The following is a 26,380-nucleotide window of genomic DNA, read 5'->3' on the forward strand; positions in this document are numbered from 1 at the left end:
CCATTTTGACCTCTCATGTCATATTAAACATTAGCTTGGGAAAACAAATGTTTTAAATGATGCAGAGGTCCTTTGTCATTTAAATTTTATTCTTCTTATTTATTATCAAAGAGATAAATTCAAAATTCAGGTTACTAATAATTTTAATTTTATAGTTCGGGCACTTATGAAACGTCATTTTTCAGTTTTCGCGGAGATAGGCCAAATAGTATTTTTTACTTTATTTTAGAGTATTTAACGCTCTTTTAAAAAATTAATTTTCAGCAGAAAATTAGCGAATTATTAATTAATGAAAATTGCCAGATGAATAAATATACATGGAGAAAGAATTTTACAGCTATTTTTTCAAATCAAAAAGAAATTATTAAAGGAAAGTTAGCTTTTAAGACTATAGAGACTCATTGGTTGGAAACCGAAAAACCGGTAATTATTCTCGTTAGCACCCATTCTTCATTTCATGAAAAAATTAGTGGCGACTTAAAAATGAATGCCTTTGTCTCCACTATCAGAAATCACGTAAAAGGCAAAATTACTGTTTTAATTTCCGATTGCGCACATATTAATACCATGAGCCTCCGATTTCAAAACGATCTACAGAAAGCCCAGGAGGAGTGTTTAATCAAAGCTCACGCGCTTCGCAATCGATATCAATCTTATTTCGAAAACTGCAATGTCGTTTATGGGCATTCTTATATTTCCCAAAATAAAAATTTTGTTTCTTTCTTAAAAATAATAGAATCTTTAGCTGAAAATGACTCAACTTTTCATGAGCTTTTATTAAAAGACGCGGAATCTGCTTATTCCAACACTTTTATACACTTATTTCCCGATAAAAATCTATTTATCAAAAACACAAGAGAGGATATTTTAGCACAATGCGCAAGCTCATTAGTTCTTATTGATAAAGGTTACCGCTATCAGTTTTATCCAGGAAGTTCTTATGAGTCGTTAGATTATTTAAATCGGGTTTTTATCTCTCAAGAAAAACAATTATCATGGATTCGTGTTTTTTTAACGATTGAGAAAAAAACAATCCTTCATAATATCCTGCAAAATTAAGTTATTCAAAAGTTAAAAAATCACCCATTTGGCAACTTTTGTCTTTTTAGAATGGCTTGGTAACGCTCTAAATCAAAGCGAATCCAAACCGATCGATGTTTTGAGATTTGTACTTTTCCAAGCTGATTTTTTCCCATTCTTGAAAGAAACTTTCGTTGAGTCATGCAAATTTCTGCTTCTTGCCTAACTTTGGCTTTACTATTATAAAGTGCTAGTTGCATGGCATCGGCTAAAGTTTCTTCATCTGGATCTTGATCTTTTTTAGTCCGAATCACAATATGTGATCCAGGAACATCTTGTGTATGTAACCACCAATCAGAACCTTTAGCCAGGGCAAATGTCATCCGATCATTGCCCTTATCATTTTTTCCCACCCAAATTGGGGTATTAGTGCTTGATAAAAATTCTCTATAAGGTAGTTGTTTTTTTTGTAATTGTTCTGCAGCTTTTCGAAGAATTAATTTTTTAGATTTGAAAGAACTTAATTCTTCAATTCTGGTCGTTTTTTGTAGCCTATTTAATTGATCGACTTGCGTAAGTAAATCTTGATTGGCATAAAGAAGTTGTTTTTCTAAATGTGGTAAACTTATTCGAAGTTTTTTAGCTTTTTTAAAGCGATATTTGAGTTGTTCACTAGGAAGGAGCTCTGGATCAAGCTTTAAACATACTTCTTGGTTTTTTAACCAGTCCCAAAGCGTTAATTGAGACATTCCTTTTTTAAGTTGAGAGAAAAAAGACTTTAAAAGTTCTCCTTCATGTTGAATGGTTTCCCAATCAAGACACTCTCTTTCTGCTTTTAATAAATTTTCTCGTTTTTTTTGAAGTTTTTTTATGCCCTTTCTTAAAACTTTTTCTAACGCCAACTTTTCTCGTTGAAAAAACCATTCCTGTTCAGCTCTTTTATAAATTTCTTCTAGCTGTTTAGAATCTTTTAAAACGACAGAAGGCTGTACCTGTAAAGGAGAAAGAAAGGGTAATTGATAAAAATTTTTTGGTACAGGATAAAGAGAGTATAAAATTTTTCCCTGTTCATCTAAAAGGTAATAATTAGGGTGTTTCGTAAAAAACTCGCATATAAGGGAAAATTGGCTTTGATTTTTTCTAAAGTCAAATTTCAAAATACGATCTTGATTTAATTGTTCAATCTCTACCAGAATTGCCTCTGATAAATAATGTTGCCAAGAATTTTCCAGCAAGTTTGCAAGAGGAAAAATTTTTTGTTCTGTTAAATAAAAGCAAATCAAAGGGGTCTGAAAACTTAAAAAAAGTGTTTTGACGTTTTTTTCCTTTTTAAATTGAAGAAAAAATTGGGTTGTTTTATGGGAATGACAAATAAAATAAGAAAGTCCAATCAATTGTTGGCGTATCTCAGAAAGTAAAGCAGTGATCTGCAGCGCACTAAAAACAAGTAGATTCATACTCTTATTATCCAAGAAATATTAAGTTTTCGTCAACGCGTATAAATGAACGTTAATTACTTAGTTGATTCAAATACGCAGAAAATGGGTGATGTTGCCTAAAACCTTCTTGATTTTTGATATTAATCAGTTGTAATGAGGGAGCTGATAATTGAAGAAAAGAGATGGTCGCTATGGTTAAATTTTGATAGTCTGTTGTGAGTGAGCGGAGATGGGAAAACTTCCATTTTAATTTTTTTCTCAGATTTGGCATTGCTTGAATATCTAATGAAAGTAACTGCTCACTATATCTTTCTAATAAATTTGTAAGATGAGGCTCTTCCAGTTGATGAAAAGGAATTCCTAAATGATTCAAATGCAGACACTGGAGATGAAAAATCCGGATATTATCGTTATTATTAGATATTGAACGCAAGTGACTGAGAGTTAATTGTTCTAACTTTGAGCAAGCGCTGAGATACATCAAAGATTGATCCGTAAAATTCCAAGAAGGATCAGGAGATTTGATATGTAAGGTTTTAAGGAAACGACATCGTTTGGTTAATTTTTGAATCCCCTCATCATTAATTATGGCATGTTTAGCCATTAATTTGTCCTGTTCAAGCTCGACGACTTTTAATTTTGGGCAATAGTCTCCTAAGGCTTCTAATAATTTCTGACTAGTATATCCTGTATTAAATAAGCATAAACGTTTTAAAGATGATGCTTCTGAAGAGCTTTTTGCTTTTAGAAAAGCAATTAACTCTTTTTCATCGATTAGGCAATTTGTTAATTTTAATGTTTCTAAACATTTAAAATCATGGGGTTCAATTGAAAATTCGCCTGGCGAATGATAGGGATTTTCAAATTTAAAAACCTTTAAATTTTTTAAAGACTTTAATTGCGCCAAAAAAGTTTTTGTCATAGGAATGCTTCGATAAAGTTCAAGATGCTGAAGATTAAGCCATTTGTTTAAGGTTTCTTTTATTGTTTCATCATTTAAAAAAAAACAATCGCTAATTTTAATTTTTTTTAATTGTTGACAGTTTTGAGCAACATTCGAGAAAGCTTGTTGCATGCGTTGGGTATCGCTAGAGCGGTTAGAACAAGGAAGAAATCCTAACTCCAATTCTTCTAATTGGGTTAAGCGACTAGCAATAGCATCTAGTAAACGATGATTAACAGCACCGCAATTAGTAAAATTTAAAGTTTTGATGTGACTTGTAAGGGTAAAAAGAGACTCTTGAGTAACCAGAGGAAAACCTGTGAGAGATAATTTTTCTAGATAAGTTTTTTTTTTCATTAAAGGATATAGGCCGTAATCAGTCAAAGACCCTTTCCCTGAGCTATCCCAACATTCAAAATGAGTTAATTTAATTTCTGACAGTGCAAGCTCAAGTAAAGACAAGTCGGAAATGTGACAATCGATGATTTTCAAATTTTTGATTTGTGGGGCATATAAACAAATAATAGCAATATAATCATCAAAGGACGGTGAGGGATGATGATAAAATTCTAATGTTTGCAAATTGGGTGACTGTTGAAGTAAATTTGCAAGTCCTTCTGGAGTATAAGTTCCCCCATTCAACGCTAAATTTTCAAGCTTTACCGTATGTCTTGCTAGACTTTGCAAATCGCCATCAGAAAGATTATTTTGTCGAGGAAAAAAAGAGGAAGGAAGGTAATTTGTCCAATCAAGTAAACGGTGGCTCAAGCTATTGGTTCGAATCGTTGAAAATTGATGAGGGTGCTGATTAAAAAATTTTTTTAAAAATAAGGGCTCTGTGACTATACTATGAAATTTTTTACAAACTAAGCCAATTTGACCGAGTTTATTCCAGGTTTTTTCATAAGAAAAAATTTGTTCTAAAATCTCTACTGGCAAAACATTTAGCTTAAGTTCTCCTTCATTTTGTGATTCACTGTCTTTTATAGTTTTTAGAGAATTAAACAGACTAGGTTGAGAAATTTCCCCCAACGGGATAGTTGTCCTTATTGAGATTGAAACTAGCTTTTTGAGCGCGCGATATAATTTTTCTTCAGGAACAGACAAAACTTGTCTTTTTTTAATTAAGATAACACGTCCATTATTTTCTTCGTACAAATCGGTTAATTCGGAAAACTTTTTAGGGAATCGAGTAAAAATTTCATAAAATTTAGCTAAAATTTCAGGATAACTAGTTTCTAATAGCTCTTGAATTCGTGGTTGATTATAAGGAAGAGCAAGATGAATTTCCTGAGCATACTCAGAGATTGAAGTCACTGAACACATAATTTTTCCCTTTTCTAATTAAATTAAAAAAATTATTACATTTAAATTTAAAAATAAAATTAATTATTTTAATTAATTTTATTTAATAAGGAATCAACTCAATCTATTTTCCCAGGTAAAGTCAGATCTTTCACGATCAAATTGACCTTCGTAAGTTGTTTGACGATAAATGAAACGCTTCAAATTAAGCATTTGAATAACTCCTTTTGTAGTCAAGTCGAAAATTAGAGAAATAATGCGACTCAACTCTGCTTCACTGACAGTTCCCGTACCAAAAGTATCTACTTTTATCGAGATAGGGTGAGGAATTCCAATGGCATAGGATAACTGCTCTTCACAACGCCGAGGCAATTTAGCAGCCACAATAATTTTATTCTATATAAGGCGGCGCAGCATAGCAAGCGGAACGATCGGCTTTAGAGGAAACTTTTCCCGAAAATGCGCCACCACCATACCTTCTCATTCTTTTATAAGTGTCTACAACAATTTTTCGACCTGTTAAACCAACTACTACCTGCCGGCCCCTCCTATCACAAAACGGCCAGGCTGTATATCTAAATTTAGCACTTCTTGTTTAACTTCCTCAGAATGTCGAATTGAAATAACAATGGTATGAATTCAAATTGGTTAATGATTTTGATTATATTTAATAGTCACTTGAGATTTGGCATCGGGCCATAAATATTTTAGTTCTCTCTTTTGTCTCTTCCTGCACAGTTTACTTACAAGAGCATAACCATACACAATCCTCTGATTTCCCGGCCCCTTGTTCCTTGTAAGAACCAAATGCTTCATTAACGACCCCTCTGGGCAATATCTTGGGATTGCTTACCGAGAGAGGTTATTACGTCACAAGTTTGATAATCGAATCCTAGGATTTTTATAACCAATTTCTTTGATTGTCTGAGTCTGTCGAGCAATTTCTTGATAATCAATCGTTGCGTGAATGGTGATCTCCCCGCAATAAAAATCATCCCTCGGCAAACAAGTATTAAACAGGCCACTCAAGCATTCTGATCGATCATTAAACAAGCATCTAAATGGCAACTGAAATTTGATCTGCCACTTTCAGAACGTTCAACCACAACGGATTCAGAAGTAAAAAAAGTGAGGCATGACTAAACCTTTGCCTACGGGTTTTTAATTGTCTGATTTTTCATTTTTTTTAATTTAAAGTTTTCAGGATAAAAATACTCCTCTCCCCCTTTTTATCCTCTTTGATGGCTTTTAAGGCAAATTTTTAAATTAAAGAAAGGAATGACCTATATGATAACTTTTTAAAATAGCCATTAAAAAAGTGTTAATTGAATCGTTTCTTCAAGACTTAAACTCATGCCGAGTCCCAGAAGTCGAACAGGCGCTTTTTTTCTTTCCCATCCTATTCGAATTAACGTTTGATAAGTTTCTAAATCAAATGCTTTAAAAAAAGTATTTTCGACCGTGGTAGTTGTAAAATCTGCAAATTTGATCTTGATAAAAGGCTTTTTTTTATAATATTGGTTAGAAATTTTCTCATATCGAATCATCAACCTCTCTATCAAATTTGGAATCTCTTGATAACAAAGCTCTAAATTATTTAAATCTTCCAAAAATGTGGACTCTACACTTAATGACTTTCGAATACGATCTGATATGACAAAACGATGATCAATTCCTCGGCATAGCTCATAAAGATTCCAAGCACGGCTTCCAAAAAGTTTTTGCAAAGTTGTAATGTCAAGTGTCTGTAAATCCCCGCAATTCATTAATCCTAAACTGTGTAATTTTTTTGCCATAATATGGCCTATTCCAAAAATCTTCTCAACAGGAAGATGGACCATAAAAGCATCAACTTCTTTAGGTGTTAACACAAACTGCCCATTTGGTTTATGCCAATCACTTGCCACTTTAGCTAAAAATTTATTAGGAGCTACTCCAGCAGACGCGGTTAACCCTCTTTCCTTCCAAATTAATTGCCGAATCTCTTGCGCGATCCACGTTGCACTCCCTCTTAAGGCATCTACATCTGTTACATCTAAAAAAGCTTCGTCTAAAGAAAGAGGTTCTATCAAATCTGTAAATAGATGAAAAATCTCATGAATAGCTTTACTTTCTCGTTTATATTTATCAAAATCAGGAAATAAAATAATTAGATCTGGACAAAGCTGTTTAGCTTTCCAAGAGGGCATAGCAGAACGCACCCCAAATTTACGAGCTAAATAATTGGCTGTTGCAATAACTCCTCGTTTATCTGGATCACCCCCTACCGCAATTGGCTTTAAAACTAATGAAGGATCATCTCGCATTTCAACAGAAGCATAAAAAGCATCCATATCTAGGTGAATGATTTTTCGAAGTGTCATAAATAAAAGAATAATAAATTGCTAAGAAGTTTAATCTGAATATTTTACCACTTATTACTCAGGGATAACGGCAACATATAGAAGGTAACAGAAAGCAAATTATCTATCGATAGACTTTGAAAATAGAAAACTCGTTTTTTAGCTTTGCTAAAGCGTTAAAAAAGTTGTTTTTTTCTTATCTTTTAGAATCTGCACGCCTTCTATCTTCTCGTCTTTGCTCATAAAGACGATCGTCTAATCGCTTATTTTGAAGCATTTGATTGACGACTCGTTGTTGTTGTTGATTTGCAGCATCTATTCTTTGTTGAACGCGTTTTTGTTGACGTTGAGAAGCATCCACGTTGGCTTGTACTTTTAACTCTTCACGATGTAACTCATCTATCTTTTCTTGAATTCTTTGATCTTCCTGCCGTGCTTTATCAACTTGTTTTTGCACGCGTTTAACCTCTTCTTTTTTTTCTTGATCTCGTTTTTGTTGCTGCCACCATTCTTCTCTTTTTTCTTCCCATTTTTCATTATCAATTTTTTGCGATTGCGTTTCTGCAGATAAAGAGAAAAAAAAGCAACAGCTAAAGCAAAAAATAAACGTTCCTAATCTTTGTAAAAATATCATACGTTCCTCCTAGAATATCCTACCTTCAATTAAGAGCTTCTCTTTGGATTTACAAAAGCAAAAATTTTAACTTTTAGCAGGAAAATTTCCAATTCAGCTTATCCCTACCTTCTTTTACAAGATATCTAATCACTTGTATAGGGAAAATTTAACCGTCTCACAAATTTGTCAGGTGGTTAAGGTATATTATTATCTAAGAAATAAAACTAGCTTCTAACCTTAACAAGCAGGGAGAAAAAGCCTCCCACGATTAAAAAACTTGAGATTTTACCTGCCTTTTATCCCAAAAAAAACCGAGACCCATTCCAATTGCAGACAAGCCAATACTTGACATTTCTTTAAGAAAATTCATTTGTAAATCACGAAAAAGAAAAAATCCAATCGCACCAAACCCCATCGCTAAAAAAGCTGCAGAGGAAGATCCTTTTTTATTAAACATAGCCGCAAAAACAGGTACAAATAAGCAATAAACAGATAGTTCGTAGCTTTGTATCAACAAATCAACAATTTCGCCAAAGCCAAATGAGGCAAGAAATGCGGCCACCCCTATAGCCGTTGTTAATAATCTCGAAATTCTAACCCCATCCACCTTGTCAAAAGTGACAAAGTCAAAATCTTGGCTTAAATTTGAGCTGATTGCATTGAGAAGAGAAATGGCTGTTGAAATAATAGCCATCAGCACAGTACATCCTAAAAAAGCAGCAAAGGTGGGATTGGTGATTGTTTTAGAAACTTCTATAAAAACACTAGAATGGCTGGGAATAGAAAGACCCATTTGCTTTCCTAATACCCCAAAAAAAATAGGGATAATACTAATTCCAAATGTACAAATAGCCGCACAAGCCGCAGCTTTTGTGACAATGCTTGGAGATTTTGCTGCAAAACATCGTTGTGCCATATCTTGTTCTATGACCATAAAAAGTAGAGGCATTAACAGCCATCCACTGAGTTTAGATGCATAAGGGTCTCCCGCAAAAGCATCAAAACCATTTTTCCAAGAGAGAGCCCATGTAGATTCTTGACTGATCAAAACAAAGAAAAAACCTCCAACAAACACACAAATAAAAAATAATGCTTGAATAATATCAATCGAAACAACCGCTTTCAAACCACCCATCACGGTATAAATAATAATTAACCCCCAAAAAGCCATAAAAAACACAGGTTGGTCGACCCCCATACTGACCATGAATTTTTTAGAAGCAATGACTTGTGCAACTAAAATCATAAAGAGGGAAACTATGGAAAGAAGAGAAGCTATTTGTTTTAAAAATTTCGATTGATAGACAATCTCAAATAGTTGAGCAACAGTAGAAACTTGAAACTGAGCCATTTTTTTTCCAATTCCCATTGCCAATAAAACAAACCCTAAGCATGATCCGAGAGGATATAATAACACTCCCCAACCGTAACGATATGCTTCTTCTGCCGACCCTAAAATCAAACCTCCTCCAATTTGGGTGGCAATAAAAGTCATCAATAAAGGAAAAAAATAAACATCTTTTCCTGCTAAAAAATAATCTTGTTGATTTTTTAAATTTTGTGTGGCTTTTTTCCCTGCTAAGAAACAGATAATTTGGATAATCACCACAAGACTAAGAAAAATAGACGTATTCATTTGTTGCCTGTCATAAAAAAACTTGTATGGAATAAGAACTTTAAAAATTTACAAGTAGATTTTTTAAATCTATTTTTAAATTTTTACGCTTACAAAAACATTTAAAATTTGAATGGGAAATTTTAATTAACAAAATAAATGAGATTCACAAGAATTTTAATGAAAACAAGGGTGGGAATGATGAAGAAAAATTAAAGAAGAGGAATTAATTAACGGCCTAAAACGGAATAGATTATTTCGTTGCATATAACATCCTTAATTTAAAATTTTTCTTTTTTATTATCCATAATAGACGCTAAAACAAAAACGGTGAATAAATTTATTTTATAATAGCATAATATTTAGAGTCAACGTTACATTGCTCGATTTTTAGGAAATAAATGATCCACAGCCTTTTTTATTTTAACTGAACAAGAAAGACTTGAAAGGGTCCCAATTTTATTATCAAATAGACTTTCTTAAAGTTTTAAAAAATATACAAAGTAAGAAAATTTTTAAAATTTCACCCCCGATAAAAGGATAAAATCCCATCATTATCACATTTTTCCAACCCACAAAAGGAGCTAAGCCTAATACTCCAATCGCAAGTTGCGTAATACAAGCCACAAAACCCATTAAAGCGAGAAACTGAATGTGATGTTTTTTCATTTTTTCTACAGCCCATCCCATTAAATAAACTTGGGCAAGAAATCCAAAAATATACCCAGCTTTAGGACCAAAGAAAACCAGAGGATTCATTTCAAAATTAGATAAAACTGGCATACCAACCGCTATTTCAGCAAAGTAAGCTAAAATCGCCCACACCCCATTTCTCTTTCCTAGTGTGACTCCAATTATCATCACTGCTAGCGTTTGCATTGTTAATGGAATCGGCGTAAATGGAAGTGTAATTTTTATTTGAGCACAGAGAGCAAGAAAAAAAGAAGCTGCTAACACTTGAAAAGCAACACTCCAATTTTTAATTAGGGAATTAGTTGATTCATCAACGTGGCTAAGATCTACAGAGTTGGCCATTTTATACCTATGAGGGTTCAAAATTTAAACTAGAGATAACCCATGATAAAAAATAAATTCTCAATTAATGTTTGAATTTATCACTTTATTTCTGAGATTACATATTAAGTACTTCTACTATAAACAGACTCCAGGATAGTCGTCAATAGACTTTTTAAAAAAACATTTTTTTATGCGATTCTAGTTTAGAAAAAAAATTTATTTTAGCGAAACTTGTAAATAAGAATCAATTCGATTACACCAACCTTTTAACCAGCGCTGCTCACCTCTTGCAATGGGAGCATTTTGAACTCTTAATTTGAGTATCTCTTTTGCAACACATACAAATTCTTCAATAGCAACTTTTCCCTGTTCGCTTCCTTGCATTCTTTCCAATACTTGCAATAATCCCCACCCTTGTCCTTGGTAGCATTCCTGAAAAGAAATTCCCTCTCCTTTAAAGTTGAGATAATCAAGAAGGACAAACAATCCATTAGAAGTTTGAGCTAAACGATGAAATTGTTTAGAGATTTGATCTTGTTTTTCAAGTTTTGCATGTTTAAGTAAAACAGGAAGAGCATAAGAAAGCCTTTCAACCATAAAACAAATTTGCAAATCAATGTGTTCGACTAATAATTGACGAAATTCTTTCATTTTAGTGCTTTCTTGGGCATCCAAAAAGACTTGACGTGTTTGCCAAGGACATCCTTGCGCTATCTTTAACCATTCGGGTAAAAGGATTCCGTGCTTTTGTAAGTAAATTAATAAAGAAGGAAACATTTCTTTAAAAGGACCTTGTTTCCCAGGTGGATACCAAATGAAATGACCTATTCCAACTGATGCAAATTCCTCTCCTTTATTCCAACTTGTAAGACCTTCTTGCTTAGCCCCACATTCGTTTTTCCAAATTAGCATTCCCATTTTTTGGGCTTCATCAGAATTAATTGAAAAAGCAGGATTGATGACTACTGCCAAACCAGAACAGTTAAAAGAGATGAAAAACATTAAAAGTAATAGACGTAACAATGCTTCTTTCATTTTCTCCTTTTATTCTTCAAAAATTGTCATTAAATATTCTTTAGCACATTGAAGTGAAACCGCGCAAGGACTGTAAGTATATAGGGTCACATCTGCCAAATCATGTTGAATATTGGAATCGGCAACAACGACAGCGATCATTTCGCTATTTTTATGAGCTTTAATAAAGTTGAAGAAATCTAAATGATTCGGATATTTTTTATGATTATAAAAAAAGAATACACAAACATTAATTTCTTGACACTTTTCCAAAACGGTTTGAAATTCTTTTAAATTGGCGTCAAACAAAATGACTTGCACATTTTGATTAGGTGTTAACCAATCTGTTTTTTCTAATTCTTCTTTTAAAATGTCAGGTGCAATTAAAGTAATCCTTGGATTCTGAAATGAAATTTTTAAATCTTCATTTAGATTATTCAAGGCTTTTTCTGCAATTTTTTTTGCCAAAGCTTGATTCTTTTGAAGAGAAAGTTCTCTCCTCCTCAATTGTAAATCATCTTCTTTTGATTGAAAAAGGTGATAGGATTCCTTAAGAGTAAGAATCCTTTTTACCGAGATATCAATTCTCGCTTCAGAAATAAGATTTTGTCTAACTGCATTAACAAGAAATTGGTGAATTTTTAAAATATCTTTAGCTTCCAACTCAAACTCGCTAGATTCATTTAAAAGTCGTTTACCTCCTAGTAGTAAAAGATCATGCCCTGCTTGTAAGCTTTTTAAAGCAGCTTGTTCTACAGTTTTGCCATCTTGCAATACCCCTTGCATTACAAGCGAATCTGTTAAAATGATTCCTTTTTCCCCGACTTCTTTTCTTAGAACATCAATCGCAGATTTCGAAAATGTTACGCAATTCAAAGCATCAAGTGCAGGAACAAGCAAATGAGCAGTCATGACAACAGGTGCTTGAGAAGCGAGGGCTCTAAAGGGAACAAGTTCAACTTTTTCTAATTCAACAAGCGTTTTGTTAACGATAGGCAAAGTATGATGCGAATCAGAGTTTGTATCACCATGGCCAGGAAAATGCTTTAGAGTTGCAATCAATCCAGCCTTATTAAATCCTTCAACTACTTTTGAACCAAATCGAACAACTTCATCTGGACAAGTACTAAAAGAGCGAATCCCAATGACTGGATTACAAGGTTGAGTGTTGACATCTATAACAGGAGCCAAATTCATATTGATTCCCATCGCTAGAAGTTCATTTGCTGACGCACTCGCATACTCAAAGGCTAATTGAGGATCCTTCGTTTGACCTAAAGCATAGTTACCAGGAAAGAGAGTCATCTCTTTGGTTAAACGATTGACAACTCCCCCTTCTTGATCCACTGAAATTAATAAAGGGATTTTATTTTTTTTTTGAAATGCCGCAGCTTGTAAATGGGCGCTTAAATGTTGTATTTGAAGAGGAGAGTTTAAACCATTTGACCATGGATAATAAATAATTCCTCCTACATGGGCTTCATATATCATTTGAAGAGCTTCTTTATTACAATCTTCCCCTCGAAAATGAACGATTAATAATTGACCAATTTTTTCTTCTAAAGTTAAATCTTCAAGCTTAGGAACAGTATTTTCTGCTTTTAATGAAACAAACAAAAAAAATAATAATAATAAATTTTTTTTGTAAATGAATGGAAACTTTTTTGAAATGATAGTAAACATAAAAAAGACCTAAAGAAGAAAGGTAATCCTTATACCAGATATTGGAAAAAACAAACAATTCGTGTCTCTCTAAAATCTTCTTATTAGTCGTAAAAATTTATTCAGAATGGTCTCTAGATATTTAGATTAATTCTACAAAGGAAACTTTATGCTGTTACCTATCCCTGTTTTAAATTCAACAGAAACAGAAGCTATATTACATAAAATTGAAAAATTGCGTTTTTTTTGGAACAAAAGGCAAGAACGTTTTTACACCTTGGGTGCTGCTCTTTATTTAGATAAAAACATCGAACTTACAGTTTACGATAAAAAAATTGAATCTAATAATCTTTTTCTCATGCTTCATTTTTCAGACTTATATGATCGAATCTTAGACACCTTAAAAAAAGAATTAAAAAGCGACGTGATGTACGAGTCTTCTCTTGCCCTCCCTGGTTTTCATATTTTTTTATCTTGCCCAGAATTTGTTAAACAAGGTGGCAAAATCCATTTCGATCTTCAATTTAAACAAGCAAATTGGAGCCATTACAAAGAAGTAGATTGGTCTAACCCATTAAGTTTTACTTTAGCTCTTGCCTTACCTCAACAAGGAGGTGGACTAAATTATTGGGATAAACCCTACGATCCGCAAGATCTTTTAAATCCAGCGCAAGCTGTTAAAGACATTCCAAGCCATTATATAGAGTATGAAGTTGGAAAAATGGTCTTACATAACGGTTTGCTTATTCACCAAATTGCTCCAGCCAAAGGATTTAATGAGTCTGATTGTCGCATCACTTTACAAGGACATGCGATCCGGGCAGATGGAACTTGGCGAATTTATTGGTAATTAGAAAACTTTTCTAGACTGTGGCCGTATTGAATTAATTAACCACTCTTTCACCATTGCCTTTTTGCAACATTCGTTTTGCTTTTTCTAATTGGTGACGAATCGCTTTGTCTCCAAATACTTTTCGGATTTTTTTCTGAAAATCCTCCTCATTTAAATCCCCTAAAAATCCATTTAAAGAGTCTAGCAACAAAATCTGATCATTGTTAAAGCCCAAAGTTATCCAAGCATGAGCTCCGATTACTTGATTATCTTTGACAATCTCGTCACGCATAATTTGAACCTTGCCAGTGAAACCAATATCAGGATGAGTTTGAATAAATTTATCTAAAAAGAAAGCAGCCACTAGCGAATGATGCCGACAGACTCCTACTTGATTAACAATAAATACATCAATAGGAATACAAGGTTGGGAGTTGATTTTATATATAGCAGCATCATTTTGAGAATTGGCTACTAGCTTGTTAATTCTTTCATTCGCCAATGAATCCTTAGGAAAGACAATAGTAGACATAAAATAATTTGTGAGTATCAAAAACTCTTTAGGAGAAAGATTAGGCTTACCTTTAGCTCGCATAAACTTCATAATCAATTGTTCAAATTGATTGTATTTGTCATTGAGTGCAGGAGAATTTTGAGGATCTAATAAAATCATTTCTCTGCTTGCAGATGAACCACAGGAAACAAGAGGTTTTTCAGGTTCTGCAAATTGAGTAACTTCTGAAGTCACAACTTGATAAGTCACTCCATCGATTTGAAGCTGATTTTCAGTTTGTTTATAGCCAGGAATATGAGCTAAATGATCTTGCATTAGATGGGTACGTTTATTTAATGTTTCTACACCCCATTGAAATAAATCGGGATTAATCGACGCAAGTTTCCTTTGCAAGTCTGCATTATTTGGTGAAGCAACATGGGGAGAGCCTTCCATCCGGTGCTTAAATAATTGGTCAAGCATGATAATAAGGTGATCGTGTTTGTAAATAGACACCTTCCACCTTTTACACATTCTATTCCATTCGTCCTCTCCAGCAATTTTACTTATTTTAATTCGGTGCAAATCTTGATGTTTTTGAATAAAATACTCATTGATTTTCTGAATATTAGTAAAGCTGATAGAAAAAAAATGCCGGATCTGTCGAAATTGTAATAATCCTATTTTGTCACATAATGCAGCGAATTTAACCACAAAGCTATTTTTTTCTGCCGATGTAGCTATAGCTAATAAATCATAATAATCCATAAACTAAACTCTATTAATAATTAATTGTTATTATATATATTATAAAAAATTAAAATTAAAAAAATTTAAATATTTCTCTCATTTATAGTTAATATTTTTTAAAGATATTTACACAAAAATTTTTAGACGAATTGGAAAATTGAATAACTTTAATTTTTTTTGAGATGTTTCGATATTTTGACTTAGAAGTAATTAGTTAGAAGAAGAGTTCTGATAGGCAACTAATTGTTTTTGATGAACCCAATCAGACCAAGTCATTTCAAAATTAGGAACCTGTTGGCAATAAGTATAAAAAGCTCGAATAAACTCGATACGATCTTTGGCAGGTTTTTGTTTATAAGTTTCATTTTTTTCGGCTTGAACAAGATCTGCTCCACCTAACAATGTTTGTCTAGACAAAATATCATTCAATCCGACAGTTTGAGCATTATGCATTATATCATATAAAGTCATAAAGGTTGTTGTACGCCCTTTTCCTCCTTTACAATGTAAATGAATCCAAGAATCGGCAGGAAGGCTTAAAACAATTTCAATAAATTGATCGACAACAGAATCAACCGGTCGATGATGGTCCGTGATTGGCAAACGAATATATGTATAGCCAAAAGATTCTACTAATTCTTTCTCTGTCTTCACTTCTCTAACAAAAAATTTTTGGAAATTCTCGCCTAAATCTTTTGATAAATCAACAATAATAGATCCTTTTTGAGCTGTTAATTTCAATCGTTTTTGCTCATCTAGTTCGATTTGACGAAGAGTTTTACCCACATTGCCATAGTTCAAGCCATCAGTCCAACTGATAGGTGTTCCATCAATAAAACCATGTGATTCTTCTCTTAAATCAAGAACAAACGCTTTCCCCTTGATTTCTTGAGACATGTTTTCTAAATCTTCTTGAGAAAATTGCCCACTACCAGATAAATGAAGTTGAGTCAAACCTTTTAAATTAGCATAATTTCCAACCAATTGAGAAATTTGCTTTGTGCTTCTCCATTTTTTTGGTAAGTGATTTTCAGAATTTAAAGGGGCGTCAACAATGGGAAATAAAGTTGGTTGGTGTTGATAGAGAAATGACTGCGCTACTACCCCTAAGCTAAATAGAAAGAGCAAAATATATATATTTTTCATTATGTAACTTTTGTTTAATCTCTATTTTTACTTTTAGATATAAGAAAAACCAATATTTTAAACTTAATCAAATACTATTGTAAATTAACAGCTGTTAATCAAATATTGATTAAAAATATGTTAAAATATCATTAAGAAAATTTCTAAATATAGAGGAATAGAGCGAACCTTAGTTAAACTAAGGGTTTTGATCATTAATTTTTTTTAATTCGAGAATGAAGATATGTCTGACTATATGAGGCGTGCTATTGAAAGTGCGTATGAAGGAATTGATAAAGATGAGGGCGGTCCATTTGGGGCCTGTATTGTCGACAAACAAGGCCAAATACTTGCTGTCACACATAATACTGTGTTGAAAGAACAGGATCCAACTTGCCATGCAGAAATGAATTGTATTCGCGAAGCTGCTCGTCGTTTAAAGACTCACATTTTATCAGAATGTACATTATTTACGACCGCAGAGCCATGCCCCATGTGCTTGGCAGCTATTTATTGGGCTCGAATTGAAAAAGTGTACATAGGTATAAAAAAAGAGTGTGCTGCCCGTTATGGATTTGACGACGCTTTTTTTTACGAACAATTATTGCTACCCCTAGAAAAAAGAGAGGTTCTAGCTACATTTGATCCAGGTTCTTCAAAACAATGTGAAGAAGTTTTTGTTAAATGGCATTCACTAAACAGGCGGCTCTATTAAAAACGATATGAAAACAGATGAAATTACCATTCCACATCCTAAAAATAAAGAGGGATACAAAACGAAACAAATAAACTTTTATATTAAAGGATTTTTAATTATTTTAGTTCTATCATGGAAATTTTCTCTATACAGCTTTGATAATCAAAAAGTTGAAACATTAAATCTAGTCATTGTTCAAACCTACCCACACGACACAAATGCGTTTACCCAAGGGTTAGTATTCTATCAAAATAAACTATATGAAAGCATTGGGCTTTACGGACAATCTTGTTTAAAAGAAATTAATCCTTCAACAGGAAAAACAACTCAAAAGTATTCGCTTCCTCGTCACCTGTTTGCAGAAGGTATTACTTTAAATCATCAAGACCTTATCCAATTGACTTGGAAAGAAGGAATTGCTCTTGTTTATCAAATAAATCCTATTCGTTTAATACGGCAAATCAATTATGAAGGAGAGGGTTGGGGTCTTTGCTATGATAAAGTAGATGATTTTTTTTATATGAGTAATGGATCTTCTGAACTCTTGAAACGTCATCCCCGGGATTTTACCATTGAAAAAACGATCCCAGTTACATGGAATGGACAACCCGTGAAGTTTTTGAATGATCTCATCTGTGTGGAAAAGTATATTTATGCAAATGTCTGGAATGCAGATTATATCATCCGCTTAAATAAAGAGACAGGCATCGTCAATGGTATCGTTAATGCCTCGCAATTATTACCTAAAAAAATCAAACAAAGTCTAGGATACGAATCCGTTTTAAATGGCATTGCTTACAATGAGTTAACCCACACATTTTACTTAACTGGAAAATTATGGCCTTACTTATATGAAGTTAAATTTGAGACTATTCCATGAATAAAAACCATCCAAATCCTGAAGAGTTAAGAGAGTATTTAGACAGACGGTTTGGACAAGAAGATGCGGTCTTACATCACATACGTCAAAGCTCGGTTATTAAAGGCCTTCCTTCCATTCAAATTCCTATTTATCTAGGTAAGCTCCTTCATTTTTTAGCCTCGACTCTGCAAGCTAAACATATTTTAGAGATTGGCACATTGGGTGGATATAGTACAGTTTGGTTAGCTCGAGCATTACCAGAAACAGGATATATGATTTCACTCGAAGCCAACCCCCAGTATTGCCAAATTGCTCAAGAACATCTTCTTCAAGCTGGGTTAAGTCACCTCGTTAAAATTCGGCAAGGCTATGCGGTAGATTTATTAGCTCAAATTGCAACGGAGAATTTAGCCTCTTTCGACTTTGTATTTATTGATGCAGATAAAGAAAACAATGTCCTTTATTTAGATTGGGCTATTCATTTATCTCAACCTGGTTCATTGATTTTAATTGATAATCTCATCCCGAAAGGTAAGCATGTCGGTTACCCAAATCACGAAGAAGCTCAAACCATTTATGCTTTTAATGATTATTTGGCTGTTCATCCAAAACTTGAAACAGTCCTCATTCCCACTCTTGTAAGAGAAGGAAGATTAGACGGTCTGGCTCTTGCTCGTGTCAAAAAATCCTAAACATTTAATAATTACATTTCTTCTTTGGCGTGCTATTTAATAAAATTAACCTGAATGTTGGATTTTTAGGCAGCCTTTCATAATAGGCGATGTTGTCCTGCTAAGTTAATAGATGGCTTTTTAAGTTGGTTCGGCATTTCTGTGGTGTGTCTATTTAATCTAATAGATATTTTTTTAATGGATTATTTACTGTGAAAGCGCTTTCAAAATAACTCCCTTATCACCAAATAACTTTCCAAAAATCTTTTTTGGTAAGGTTTCAGCAATAGAGATATTAGCAGCATTTCCAAAGTTAAGCTGAAAAGCCAAAATTTAGATTCTTATTGCAATGATTTTTAATCATATGTAAATTTGTTAAAATATCCATAAATTAAAATTTATTTAACTAATATGGATGGTTACTTTGAATATTCCTACTTCAAATTATAGTTATCTTCTTGTCAATACAACGACTTCTTCTTACAATTGCTCTAATGAAATTAGCGATCCTCCTGGAGATGGAGATAACTCCTTAGTCAATCCTTTAGCTGCTATAGAAGAAATTAATCCATCAACAACTCAACCTTCCGAACTTTCACCATCATCTGAAGAACTTCAACTAAGCTTTCAAGAGGGAACTTCTTTGACTATTTCTCATTCTCAGTTAACTATGTTAAGGGAAAAATCCCTTTATTTTAAGACTCTTTGGTCAGGAAATTTTCAAGAAACCCTTCAACATCCTCTGATGTTGACACAAAAGGATTTTACGCGTCTGCTTAATTGGGTCATAGATGCTAACTTTAAAGTTCCTTTGGAAGAGATCACTTCTTCCATTCAACTAGCCGATTATTATGAACTAACAGAAGTGGTAAAAAGCTTAGAAGAGCAGCTAATTGATGGGTACAAATCACAAAGTCTTGAACCCTTTAGTTCCACTAAAGAAAGTTTATTTGAATTAAAAGAGCTTTTAAATTTTGTGCAGCAATGTCGATTAAACAATTTGAAAAACTATTTAGAATCCACCGTTGTGAGCACCTTGTTAAACCAGACTACTCAGTTGATGGAATTTCAAAGAATTATAAATTACTTTTCAAATGAGATAGAAGCAATCCATTTTTCAGACAATGTTCATTTGAATGATGACTATCTTTTAGCGTTAAAAGATTGTAAAAATTTAAAAGTGCTCCAACTCAAATCTTGCAAAAATCTTACTGATGCAGGATTAACCCATTTGACACCCTTAGTCGCTTTGCAACATTTAAATCTGAGTAGATGTGGTAAGCTCACGGACGCTGGATTAGCGCATTTGACTCCTTTAATGGCTTTGCAGTATTTAGATTTGAGTGAATGCTATAACCTCACGGACACTGGGTTAGCCCATTTGGCACCCTTAGTCGCTTTGCAACATTTAAATCTGAGTGGATGTGGTAAGTTCACAGACGCTGGATTAGCGCATTTGAGACCCTTAGTGGCTTTACAACATTTAAATCTGTGTGGAGGCTATAACCTCACGGACGTTGGATTAGCCCATTTGAGACCCTTAGTGGCTTTACAACATTTAAATCTGCGTGGAGGCTATAACCTCACGGACGCTGGATTAGCGCATTTGAAGCCCTTAGTGGCTTTACAATATTTAAATCTGAGTGAATGCTATAACCTCACGGACGCTGGATTAGCGCATTTGAAGCCCTTAGTGGCTCTACAGCATTTAGATCTGAGCTATTGTGATGGGCTCACGGACGTTGGATTAGCGCATTTGAGGCCCTTAGTCGCTTTACAACATTTAAATCTAACTAGGTGCCGTAACCTCATGGACACTGGGTTAGCCCATTTGACACCCTTAGTCGCTTTGCAACATTTAAATCTAAGTAGATGTGGTAAGCTCACGCACGCTGGATTAGCGCATTTGAGGCCCTTAGTCGCTTTACAATATTTAAATCTGAGTGAATGCTATAACCTTACGGACGCTGGATTAGCGCATTTGAAGCCCTTAGTGGCTCTGCAATATTTAGAGTTGAGTGAATGCCATAATCTTACGGATGCTGGGTTAGTGCATTTGACACCCTTAGTCGCTTTACAATATTTAAATCTGGCTAGGTACCATAATCTTACGGACGCTGGATTAGCGCATTTGACACCCTTAGTCGCTTTGCAATATTTAAATCTGAATGGATGCCATAATCTTACGGATGCAGGATTAGCCCATTTGACACCCTTAGTCGCTTTACAACATTTAAATCTGAGTGAAGGTTATAAACTCACGGACGCTGGATTAGCCCATTTGACACCCTTAGTCGCTTTGCAATATTTAAATCTTAGTAGATGTGGTAAGCTCACGGACGATGGATTAACGCATTTGGCCCCCTTAGTGACTTTACAGCATTTAAAACTGACAAATTGTAAAAATATCACGAATGCTGGATTAACACATTTGACACCCTTAGTCGCTTTAAAACATCTAGATTTAATGCAATGCTGGAAACTTACCAATACAGGTTTAGCGCATTTTAAATTTTTAGTAGCTACAACACATTTGGATCTGCGTTGGTAACCTCTCAATGATGCTAGATACAAGAATATTGTTCGCTTTTCCAAAGCAAATAATATTCTAGAATTTCTAGTACTAAGCAATGAGTAAAACATGTAATCGTAATGAGCAAATTGAATTCCTATTTTGCTAGACTAAAAACAGCTGTCTACGAGTTTTAAATGCTTGTAATACCACCTTTCTATTTTCCTTCTTTAAGAAGTAATCGAGGTTATATTTTTCTAAAAATGCAACAAAATGCCTTAGCTTTCGCTTCTATCTTCTTCTTCTCATTTAGAAAGAAAATCAAAAACTTATAGTCTTTTAAGGAAAACGCAAAAAAATCTAAAAAATTATGTATTGGAAAATTTGTTTTACATAATCGAGAATATATTGCTATCGTTAAGCCTTACGAGAATTTGTTGGTATTAAAACCATTGCACTACTTGAATGAAATGGAAATCTTATAGTTTTACATATTCTAGAAAGCGGGATAAATACGAATAAAGAGGTCGCAATAGCCCCGAAACTCATCGATTGATCAACTCATTTCTCATTTTCATCTCGAAGACTATTAGGATAACGTATACAGAGGAATTTAGAGACATTATTGTAGATAAATTCAAAGGAAAGAAAAAATCACAAAAAAATAAAAAAACTAAACGTTACTTACTTCTGTCAAAGATATTAGGGCTATATTGAAAGAAATATTATAGATACCGTCAACAAAAAAATTGCTTAGATAATTTTGGAGGTGATATGGGATTGAAAGAATATTTTAATAAACGAAACTTTAACGAGACAACTGAACCGCACGAAAAGACTAAAGAACATTCCTCTCAAAATCTTTTGTTTGTCGTGCAAATGCACAACGCCTCTCATTTACATTATGACTTCCGATTAGAATTAGACGGAGTGCTTAAAAGTTGGGCTATTCCTAAAGGCCCTTCCCTCAATCCCAATGATAAACGTTTAGCCATTCAGGTTGAAGATCATCCTTATTCTTATCATAATTTTGAGGGAACTATTCCAAAAGGAAATTATGGGGCAGGAGAAGTTATCGTTTGGGATAAGGGTAATTATTCAGCTGTAGGAGCAAAGTCTCAAAAAGAGTCCGAACAATCCATAAGACAAGGTTTAAAAAAAGGACATTTAAAATTTGTTTTAAATGGGCATAAACTTAAAGGAGAATTTTCTCTTATTCAATTTCAAGGCGATGACAAGCAATGGTTACTCATTAAGAAAAGTGATGAATATGCTTCCCAAGTATCCATTCTCGAAAAAAATGAATCTGTTTTATCTCAACGAATCATTTCTCTAGATCCAAAAAAAACTGGTAAAAATCCCAAAAAAACGCGTAATTCGATCCTTATTCAAAAAGAAACCCAAAAAACGACCATGCCACAAATAATCAAACCCATGCTTGCCACTTTGGTCGATAAACCTTTTGACCATCCCGACTGGCTATTTGAAATTAAGTGGGATGGATACAGAGCGCTAGCTCAAATTCACAACCAATCCGTTTTTTTATGGTCTCGTAACCATCTTTCATTTAACTTACGATTTGATCCAATTGTAAAAGCCTTAAATGAAATGACAGTCGATGCTTATTTAGATGGAGAAATTGTCGTTTTAAATGAAAATGGACAACCAAGCTTTCAACTTGTTCAAAATTACCTAAAAAATCAAGAAGGATTTTTAGTTTACTACGTATTCGATCTTCTCTATCTAAAAAATAACGACTTACGAGAATTAACCCTTTTACAGCGGAAAGAGCTACTCAAACAAATTCTACCAAAAAATTCCCGCATTCGTTTTTGTGAACATTTAATTCAAGAAGGAAAAGCCTTTTTTAAAGTGGCTTCTCAAGCTGGATTTGAAGGAATTGTAGCTAAAAGAATTGATAGCACCTATCAATCCACGCGCAGTAAAAAATGGCTAAAAATTAAAACTCATCAAAGACAAGAAGCAATTATTTGTGGCTTCACAACTCCGAAAGGTTCCAGAGAGCATTTCGGATCTCTAATTTTAGGGGTCTACAAAGATAATGAATTGCTTTATGTGGGCCATACAGGCAGTGGATTCGATCAAAAATCGTTAACTTATGTGCGTGGTCTCTTAAAACCTCAAGAAACCTGCCCTTTTTCTTTTCCTCCCAAACTCCATCAACCAGCCACGTGGGTAAAACCTGAGCTAGTTTGCGAAATCCAATTTGCTGAATGGACAAAAGAAAAAATCATGAGACAAGCGATTTTTATCGATCTTCGCGAAGATAAAAAAAAACAAGAAGTTGTGCTAGAAGAGGAAGTAAAAGTCAAAAAAATTTTACAAGAAACTTCTTCCATTTCTAAACAACAAAACATAAAACCTAGCATCCATACGGAATTATCTTTTACGCATTTAGATAAAGTTTATTGGCCTCAAGAAGGGTATACAAAAAGAGATTTACTTGAGTACTATCGGTCGGTATCTCCTTTAATTTTGCCCTATTTAAAAGATCGGCCAGAAACGCTCCATCGTTATCCAAATGGAATTGGTCAACCTGGTTTTTATCAAAAAGATCTCCTTCATGCACCCAATTGGGTTCAAATAGAAACCATCTCTCACGAAGAAAGAGAGGTACACTATATTATCATCAATAATGAGCAAAGTTTACTCTATGTAATCAATTTAGGATGTATTGAATTAAATCCCTTTAATGTTCGAAGGCAATCTTTGCACTATCCAGATTATTTAATCCTCGATTTGGATCCTGAAGGCATTTCATTTGATCATGTCATTGAAGTCGCTCAAGGAATTCACCACATCTTGGATCCACTAGACATCCCTCACGTGTGCAAAACCTCTGGGGCTACCGGACTCCATATTTATATTCCAATGGGGGCTCGTTATACTTTTGAAGAAACCACACAATTTGGCAAATTGATCGCTCACTTAGTTCATAAAAAAATGCCAGATCTCACTTCTTTAGAAAGAAACCCTAAAAATAGACAAAACAAAGTCTACCTTGATTATTTACAAAACAATTTTGGGCAAACTGTCGTTGCTCCTTATTCCGTTCGTCCCAAACCTGAAGCCCCTGTCTCTACCCCTTTGTCATGGGAAGAAGTGAAAGTTGGTCTTCGCCCAACAGATTTTACTGTAAAGAATTGTTTAAAAAGATTTCAAAAAGTAGGTGATTTATTCAAACCAATTCTTGGTAAAGGAATAAATTTGGAAAAAATTCTCAAACAACTAAATGATTAATTAAAATTCGTTAAATTTGATTCAGCTATTTTAGTCCTTTTTTTGCCACAGGTACAATGTTGCATAGCTGCGCCACGGACGCCACACTTGTGATAATTTCTCCGCTTGCTTCGCCGTTACTTTGCCAAGTTTTTTGCGCAATGCCACATCTTCTTTTGGAAACGCATCAGGCCATTGGAGAGCTCTTAAAGCAATATAATGAGCCGTCCATTGGCCAATCCCTGCTATCGATGTTAATTGTTTAATTGTCAATATCAGATTAACGCCTGCTTCTAATTTAAGAGTATTTGATGACATTTGTTTGGCTAATTCAATTATTGTTTGAGCTCTGGCACGAATAATCCCAAAAGTTGCGATTTCTTCCCACTTTAAAGTAGAAATGCGTTGAGAACTTGGACATAAATAATGCAACTCTGCAAAGGGAGTTTCAAATTCCTCACCAAATGCTTTTACAAATCGACTAGCGAGTGTAGTGGCTGCTTTGACAGTAATTTGTTGCCCTAAAATAGCTCTAAATGCTAATTCAAATCCATCAAATGTTCCAGGAACTCTCAAACCTGGATTTTTTGCCACTTCTTCTGCCAAAAAGGGATCTTGCCCAAGTTGAACAGAAATTTTATCAGGCCTAGCATTTAAATCAAAAAAATTGCGAATTCGCTCTAATAATATCGCTAGCACAGGAACTAAAGAGGAAGCAATTTTGACTCTTAGGCAATGTTTATCCTCCACATGAGAAACGTGAATCCAGCCTTTATACTCTCTAATCTGTACAGTACGTAAATAACAATTATTTTCAACTAGCTCTATCCCCTTTAAAGAACGAATAGATAAAAAATTTAAAAAACCTATCCAATCATAGGGGGGACGATAATTCAATTGCAGTGTAATGTATGCGGAAGGAAAAAAAGATTTCTTTCGTTGATCTTCTTTTTTTAATTTGTTGGGAGGCATGCGATAATGCTTTTTAAAAGCATCATTGAAACGACGCAGGCTAGAAAATCCACTAGCAAAAGCAATATCTATCACACTCAAATCGGTATCCGTCAATAACTGCTTTGCTAAAAGTAACCGGCGAGTTAATAATAATTGAATAGGTGAAACACCAAATTCTTTCTGAATGACACGCCGAATTTGACGAGAACTTAAATTAAATTTTAAGGCAATATCTTCAAGTCCTAATTCATCGAATAATCCTTCTTGCATAGAAGAAATCAAAAGATTGGCAAGACGATGAGCATCATCCACTGGGGACTGACCCGGTGCTAGCTCTGGGCGACAGCGTAAACAAGGTCGGAAAAATTCTTTTTCAGCTTCCCCTGTACTTTTGAAAAAGCGACAATTTGATTCTTTTGGTCTTTTCGCAGGACAAATACACCGACAGTAAATTCCAGTAGAAAGGACTCCCACATAAAAAATCCCATCAAAACGTGCATCGCGGGAAAGATAAGCTTTAAAATACATTTTTTGTTCTATATTCATCTTTTTTATGATAAAAGGTTTTCAGAAAATTTTCTAGCCACTTTCGGACATTAAAGTTAGGAAAGGGTTAAAAGATTTGATGACCTAAAATGGCGAGTTTTAAAGTATAAGATTTGATATTCTTGTTAGAGAATAAAAGAGAGGGATAAAACATGCATAACAAACATGTAGAGCAGATATTTTTTTCTATCGGTAATTCTAGCTTTGGACAAGTCATTGTTGCTCAAAGCCAAGTAGGACTTTGCGCAGTTATTCTAGGGGAAAATCCTGCAGAACTTCAATTACTCCTTCAAGCTCGTTTTCCTCAAGCTCATTTAATTCATGATGATTGCAAAACAAAAAACATACTTTCTCAAATTATTGAGTTAATGGAAAATCCTCTCAAAAAAATAGACTTTACTTTGGATGAAAGAGGAACTCTCTTTCAAAGATCTGTCTGGAAAGCCTTAAGAGAAATTCCAATTGGAACAACATCTAGCTATGCAGAAATTGCAAAAAAGATTAGCTCGCCAAAAGCTGTTCGTGCTGTAGGAGGAGCTTGTGCGGCTAATCCTTTAGCTCTTGTAACACCTTGTCATCGAGTTATTAGAAAAGACGGAAACTTATCTGGATATCGGTGGGGAATTGAACGCAAGTTGCAATATCTTCAATTGGAAAGTAAATTAAAAAAATAAAAAAGTCGCTTAAAAGGATATCTCTTAAGCGACTAAACTTAGAAGAAAACA

The 26,380-nt window shown here is 34.0% G+C and carries 22 protein-coding genes and 1 pseudogene; 8 read left to right on the forward strand and 15 right to left on the reverse strand.

What is annotated here, in order from left to right; translation table 11 throughout:
- Nucleotides 1-303: 303 nt before the first annotated feature.
- Nucleotides 304-1,059 carry a hypothetical protein gene (locus BU804_RS00290; protein ID WP_075882517.1) on the forward strand — a complete coding sequence of 252 codons (756 nt, stop codon included), beginning with the start codon at nucleotides 304-306 and terminating at the stop codon, nucleotides 1,057-1,059.
- Nucleotides 1,060-1,079: 20 nt separating this feature from the next.
- Here BU804_RS00290 and BU804_RS00295 read toward each other — a convergent pair whose 3' ends face one another.
- From BU804_RS00295 to BU804_RS00340, 11 genes are all read right to left on the reverse strand, one after another.
- Nucleotides 1,080-2,477 (reverse strand): NFACT RNA binding domain-containing protein, encoded by a 1,398-nt coding sequence (locus tag BU804_RS00295; RefSeq protein WP_075882518.1) that lies wholly within the window; start codon nucleotides 2,475-2,477, stop codon nucleotides 1,080-1,082.
- A gap of 52 nt (nucleotides 2,478-2,529) precedes the next feature.
- Nucleotides 2,530-4,728 (reverse strand): F-box-like domain-containing protein, encoded by a 2,199-nt coding sequence (locus BU804_RS00300; RefSeq protein WP_075882519.1) that lies wholly within the window; start codon nucleotides 4,726-4,728, stop codon nucleotides 2,530-2,532.
- Nucleotides 4,729-4,821: 93 nt separating this feature from the next.
- Nucleotides 4,822-5,079 (reverse strand): methionine adenosyltransferase domain-containing protein, encoded by a 258-nt coding sequence (locus BU804_RS00305; RefSeq protein WP_158024971.1) that lies wholly within the window; start codon nucleotides 5,077-5,079, stop codon nucleotides 4,822-4,824.
- A 19-nt stretch (nucleotides 5,080-5,098) separates the two neighbouring features.
- Nucleotides 5,099-5,191, reverse strand: coding sequence for a methionine adenosyltransferase domain-containing protein (locus BU804_RS17215; RefSeq protein ID WP_445082288.1), 93 nt, complete (start codon nucleotides 5,189-5,191; stop codon nucleotides 5,099-5,101).
- 164 nt (nucleotides 5,192-5,355) lie between these two features.
- Nucleotides 5,356-5,523: a hypothetical protein gene (locus tag BU804_RS17220; protein ID WP_445082289.1), complete on the reverse strand. Its 168-nt coding sequence runs from the start codon at nucleotides 5,521-5,523 to the stop codon at nucleotides 5,356-5,358.
- Nucleotides 5,524-6,017: 494 nt separating this feature from the next.
- Nucleotides 6,018-7,070: a DNA polymerase IV gene (gene dinB / locus BU804_RS00315; protein ID WP_075882521.1), complete on the reverse strand. Its 1,053-nt coding sequence runs from the start codon at nucleotides 7,068-7,070 to the stop codon at nucleotides 6,018-6,020.
- 175 nt (nucleotides 7,071-7,245) lie between these two features.
- Nucleotides 7,246-7,683 (reverse strand): hypothetical protein, encoded by a 438-nt coding sequence (locus tag BU804_RS00320; RefSeq protein ID WP_075882522.1) that lies wholly within the window; start codon nucleotides 7,681-7,683, stop codon nucleotides 7,246-7,248.
- A 250-nt stretch (nucleotides 7,684-7,933) separates the two neighbouring features.
- Nucleotides 7,934-9,301 carry a sodium:solute symporter family protein gene (locus BU804_RS00325; RefSeq protein ID WP_075882523.1) on the reverse strand — a complete coding sequence of 456 codons (1,368 nt, stop codon included), beginning with the start codon at nucleotides 9,299-9,301 and terminating at the stop codon, nucleotides 7,934-7,936.
- Nucleotides 9,302-9,745: 444 nt separating this feature from the next.
- Nucleotides 9,746-10,315, reverse strand: a complete 570-nt coding sequence (locus BU804_RS00330) for a biotin transporter BioY (RefSeq protein ID WP_075882524.1) — start codon at nucleotides 10,313-10,315, stop codon at nucleotides 9,746-9,748.
- A gap of 198 nt (nucleotides 10,316-10,513) precedes the next feature.
- Nucleotides 10,514-11,332, reverse strand: a complete 819-nt coding sequence (locus tag BU804_RS00335; RefSeq protein WP_075882525.1) for a hypothetical protein — start codon at nucleotides 11,330-11,332, stop codon at nucleotides 10,514-10,516.
- A gap of 9 nt (nucleotides 11,333-11,341) precedes the next feature.
- Complete coding sequence (locus tag BU804_RS00340; protein WP_075882526.1) at nucleotides 11,342-12,994, reverse strand: glycoside hydrolase family 3 protein; 1,653 nt, start codon at nucleotides 12,992-12,994, stop codon at nucleotides 11,342-11,344.
- A gap of 148 nt (nucleotides 12,995-13,142) precedes the next feature.
- Between BU804_RS00340 and BU804_RS00345 the strand changes: the two genes are divergently transcribed.
- Nucleotides 13,143-13,823: a hypothetical protein gene (locus tag BU804_RS00345; protein WP_075882527.1), complete on the forward strand. Its 681-nt coding sequence runs from the start codon at nucleotides 13,143-13,145 to the stop codon at nucleotides 13,821-13,823.
- Between the two features lie 34 nt (nucleotides 13,824-13,857).
- Here BU804_RS00345 and BU804_RS00350 read toward each other — a convergent pair whose 3' ends face one another.
- Together BU804_RS00350 and BU804_RS00355 are read right to left on the reverse strand one after the other, a co-directional pair.
- Complete coding sequence (locus tag BU804_RS00350; protein ID WP_075882528.1) at nucleotides 13,858-15,066, reverse strand: hypothetical protein; 1,209 nt, start codon at nucleotides 15,064-15,066, stop codon at nucleotides 13,858-13,860.
- Nucleotides 15,067-15,258: 192 nt separating this feature from the next.
- Nucleotides 15,259-16,194 carry a phosphatase domain-containing putative toxin gene (locus BU804_RS00355; protein ID WP_075882529.1) on the reverse strand — a complete coding sequence of 312 codons (936 nt, stop codon included), beginning with the start codon at nucleotides 16,192-16,194 and terminating at the stop codon, nucleotides 15,259-15,261.
- Nucleotides 16,195-16,417: 223 nt separating this feature from the next.
- On the opposite strand from BU804_RS00355, the gene BU804_RS00360 reads away from it, so the two are divergent.
- The 3 genes from BU804_RS00360 to BU804_RS00370 are packed head-to-tail and all read left to right on the forward strand — an operon-like array spanning nucleotide 16,418 to nucleotide 18,424.
- A complete protein-coding gene (locus BU804_RS00360; protein WP_075882530.1) occupies nucleotides 16,418-16,888 on the forward strand; it encodes a nucleoside deaminase in 471 nt (156 codons plus the stop codon).
- A 7-nt stretch (nucleotides 16,889-16,895) separates the two neighbouring features.
- Nucleotides 16,896-17,750 (forward strand): glutaminyl-peptide cyclotransferase, encoded by an 855-nt coding sequence (locus BU804_RS00365; protein ID WP_079988534.1) that lies wholly within the window; start codon nucleotides 16,896-16,898, stop codon nucleotides 17,748-17,750.
- A complete protein-coding gene (locus tag BU804_RS00370; protein ID WP_075882531.1) occupies nucleotides 17,747-18,424 on the forward strand; it encodes an O-methyltransferase in 678 nt (225 codons plus the stop codon). The genes BU804_RS00365 and BU804_RS00370 overlap by 4 nt, the downstream gene beginning before the upstream one ends.
- A gap of 189 nt (nucleotides 18,425-18,613) precedes the next feature.
- On the opposite strand, the pseudogene BU804_RS17225 reads toward BU804_RS00370, so the two are convergent.
- Nucleotides 18,614-18,736, reverse strand: a pseudogene (locus tag BU804_RS17225) (transposase); the annotation flags it as partial.
- Nucleotides 18,737-18,827: 91 nt separating this feature from the next.
- On the opposite strand from BU804_RS17225, the gene BU804_RS00375 reads away from it, so the two are divergent.
- Both BU804_RS00375 and ligD read left to right on the forward strand, forming a co-directional pair.
- On the forward strand, nucleotides 18,828-20,954 hold the full coding sequence (locus tag BU804_RS00375) for a BTB/POZ domain-containing protein (RefSeq protein WP_226996075.1): 2,127 nt from the start codon (nucleotides 18,828-18,830) through the stop codon (nucleotides 20,952-20,954).
- 735 nt (nucleotides 20,955-21,689) lie between these two features.
- A complete protein-coding gene (ligD, locus tag BU804_RS00380; protein ID WP_075882532.1) occupies nucleotides 21,690-24,176 on the forward strand; it encodes a DNA ligase D in 2,487 nt (828 codons plus the stop codon).
- Nucleotides 24,177-24,206: 30 nt separating this feature from the next.
- Here the strand turns inward: ligD and BU804_RS00385 are convergent, their stop codons facing one another.
- Nucleotides 24,207-25,655 (reverse strand): DNA-3-methyladenine glycosylase 2 family protein, encoded by a 1,449-nt coding sequence (locus BU804_RS00385; RefSeq protein ID WP_075882533.1) that lies wholly within the window; start codon nucleotides 25,653-25,655, stop codon nucleotides 24,207-24,209.
- A 152-nt stretch (nucleotides 25,656-25,807) separates the two neighbouring features.
- Here BU804_RS00385 and BU804_RS00390 point away from each other — a divergent pair, with 152 nt between their 5' ends.
- Entirely contained in the window at nucleotides 25,808-26,329 is a 522-nt protein-coding gene (locus BU804_RS00390; protein ID WP_075882534.1) for a methylated-DNA--[protein]-cysteine S-methyltransferase, read from the forward strand.
- Nucleotides 26,330-26,380 lie beyond the last annotated feature (51 nt).

It is taken from the genome of Candidatus Protochlamydia sp. W-9, from assembly GCF_001950615.1.
In the GTDB taxonomy this organism is placed as follows: Bacteria; Chlamydiota; Chlamydiia; order Chlamydiales; family Parachlamydiaceae; genus Protochlamydia; species Protochlamydia amoebophila.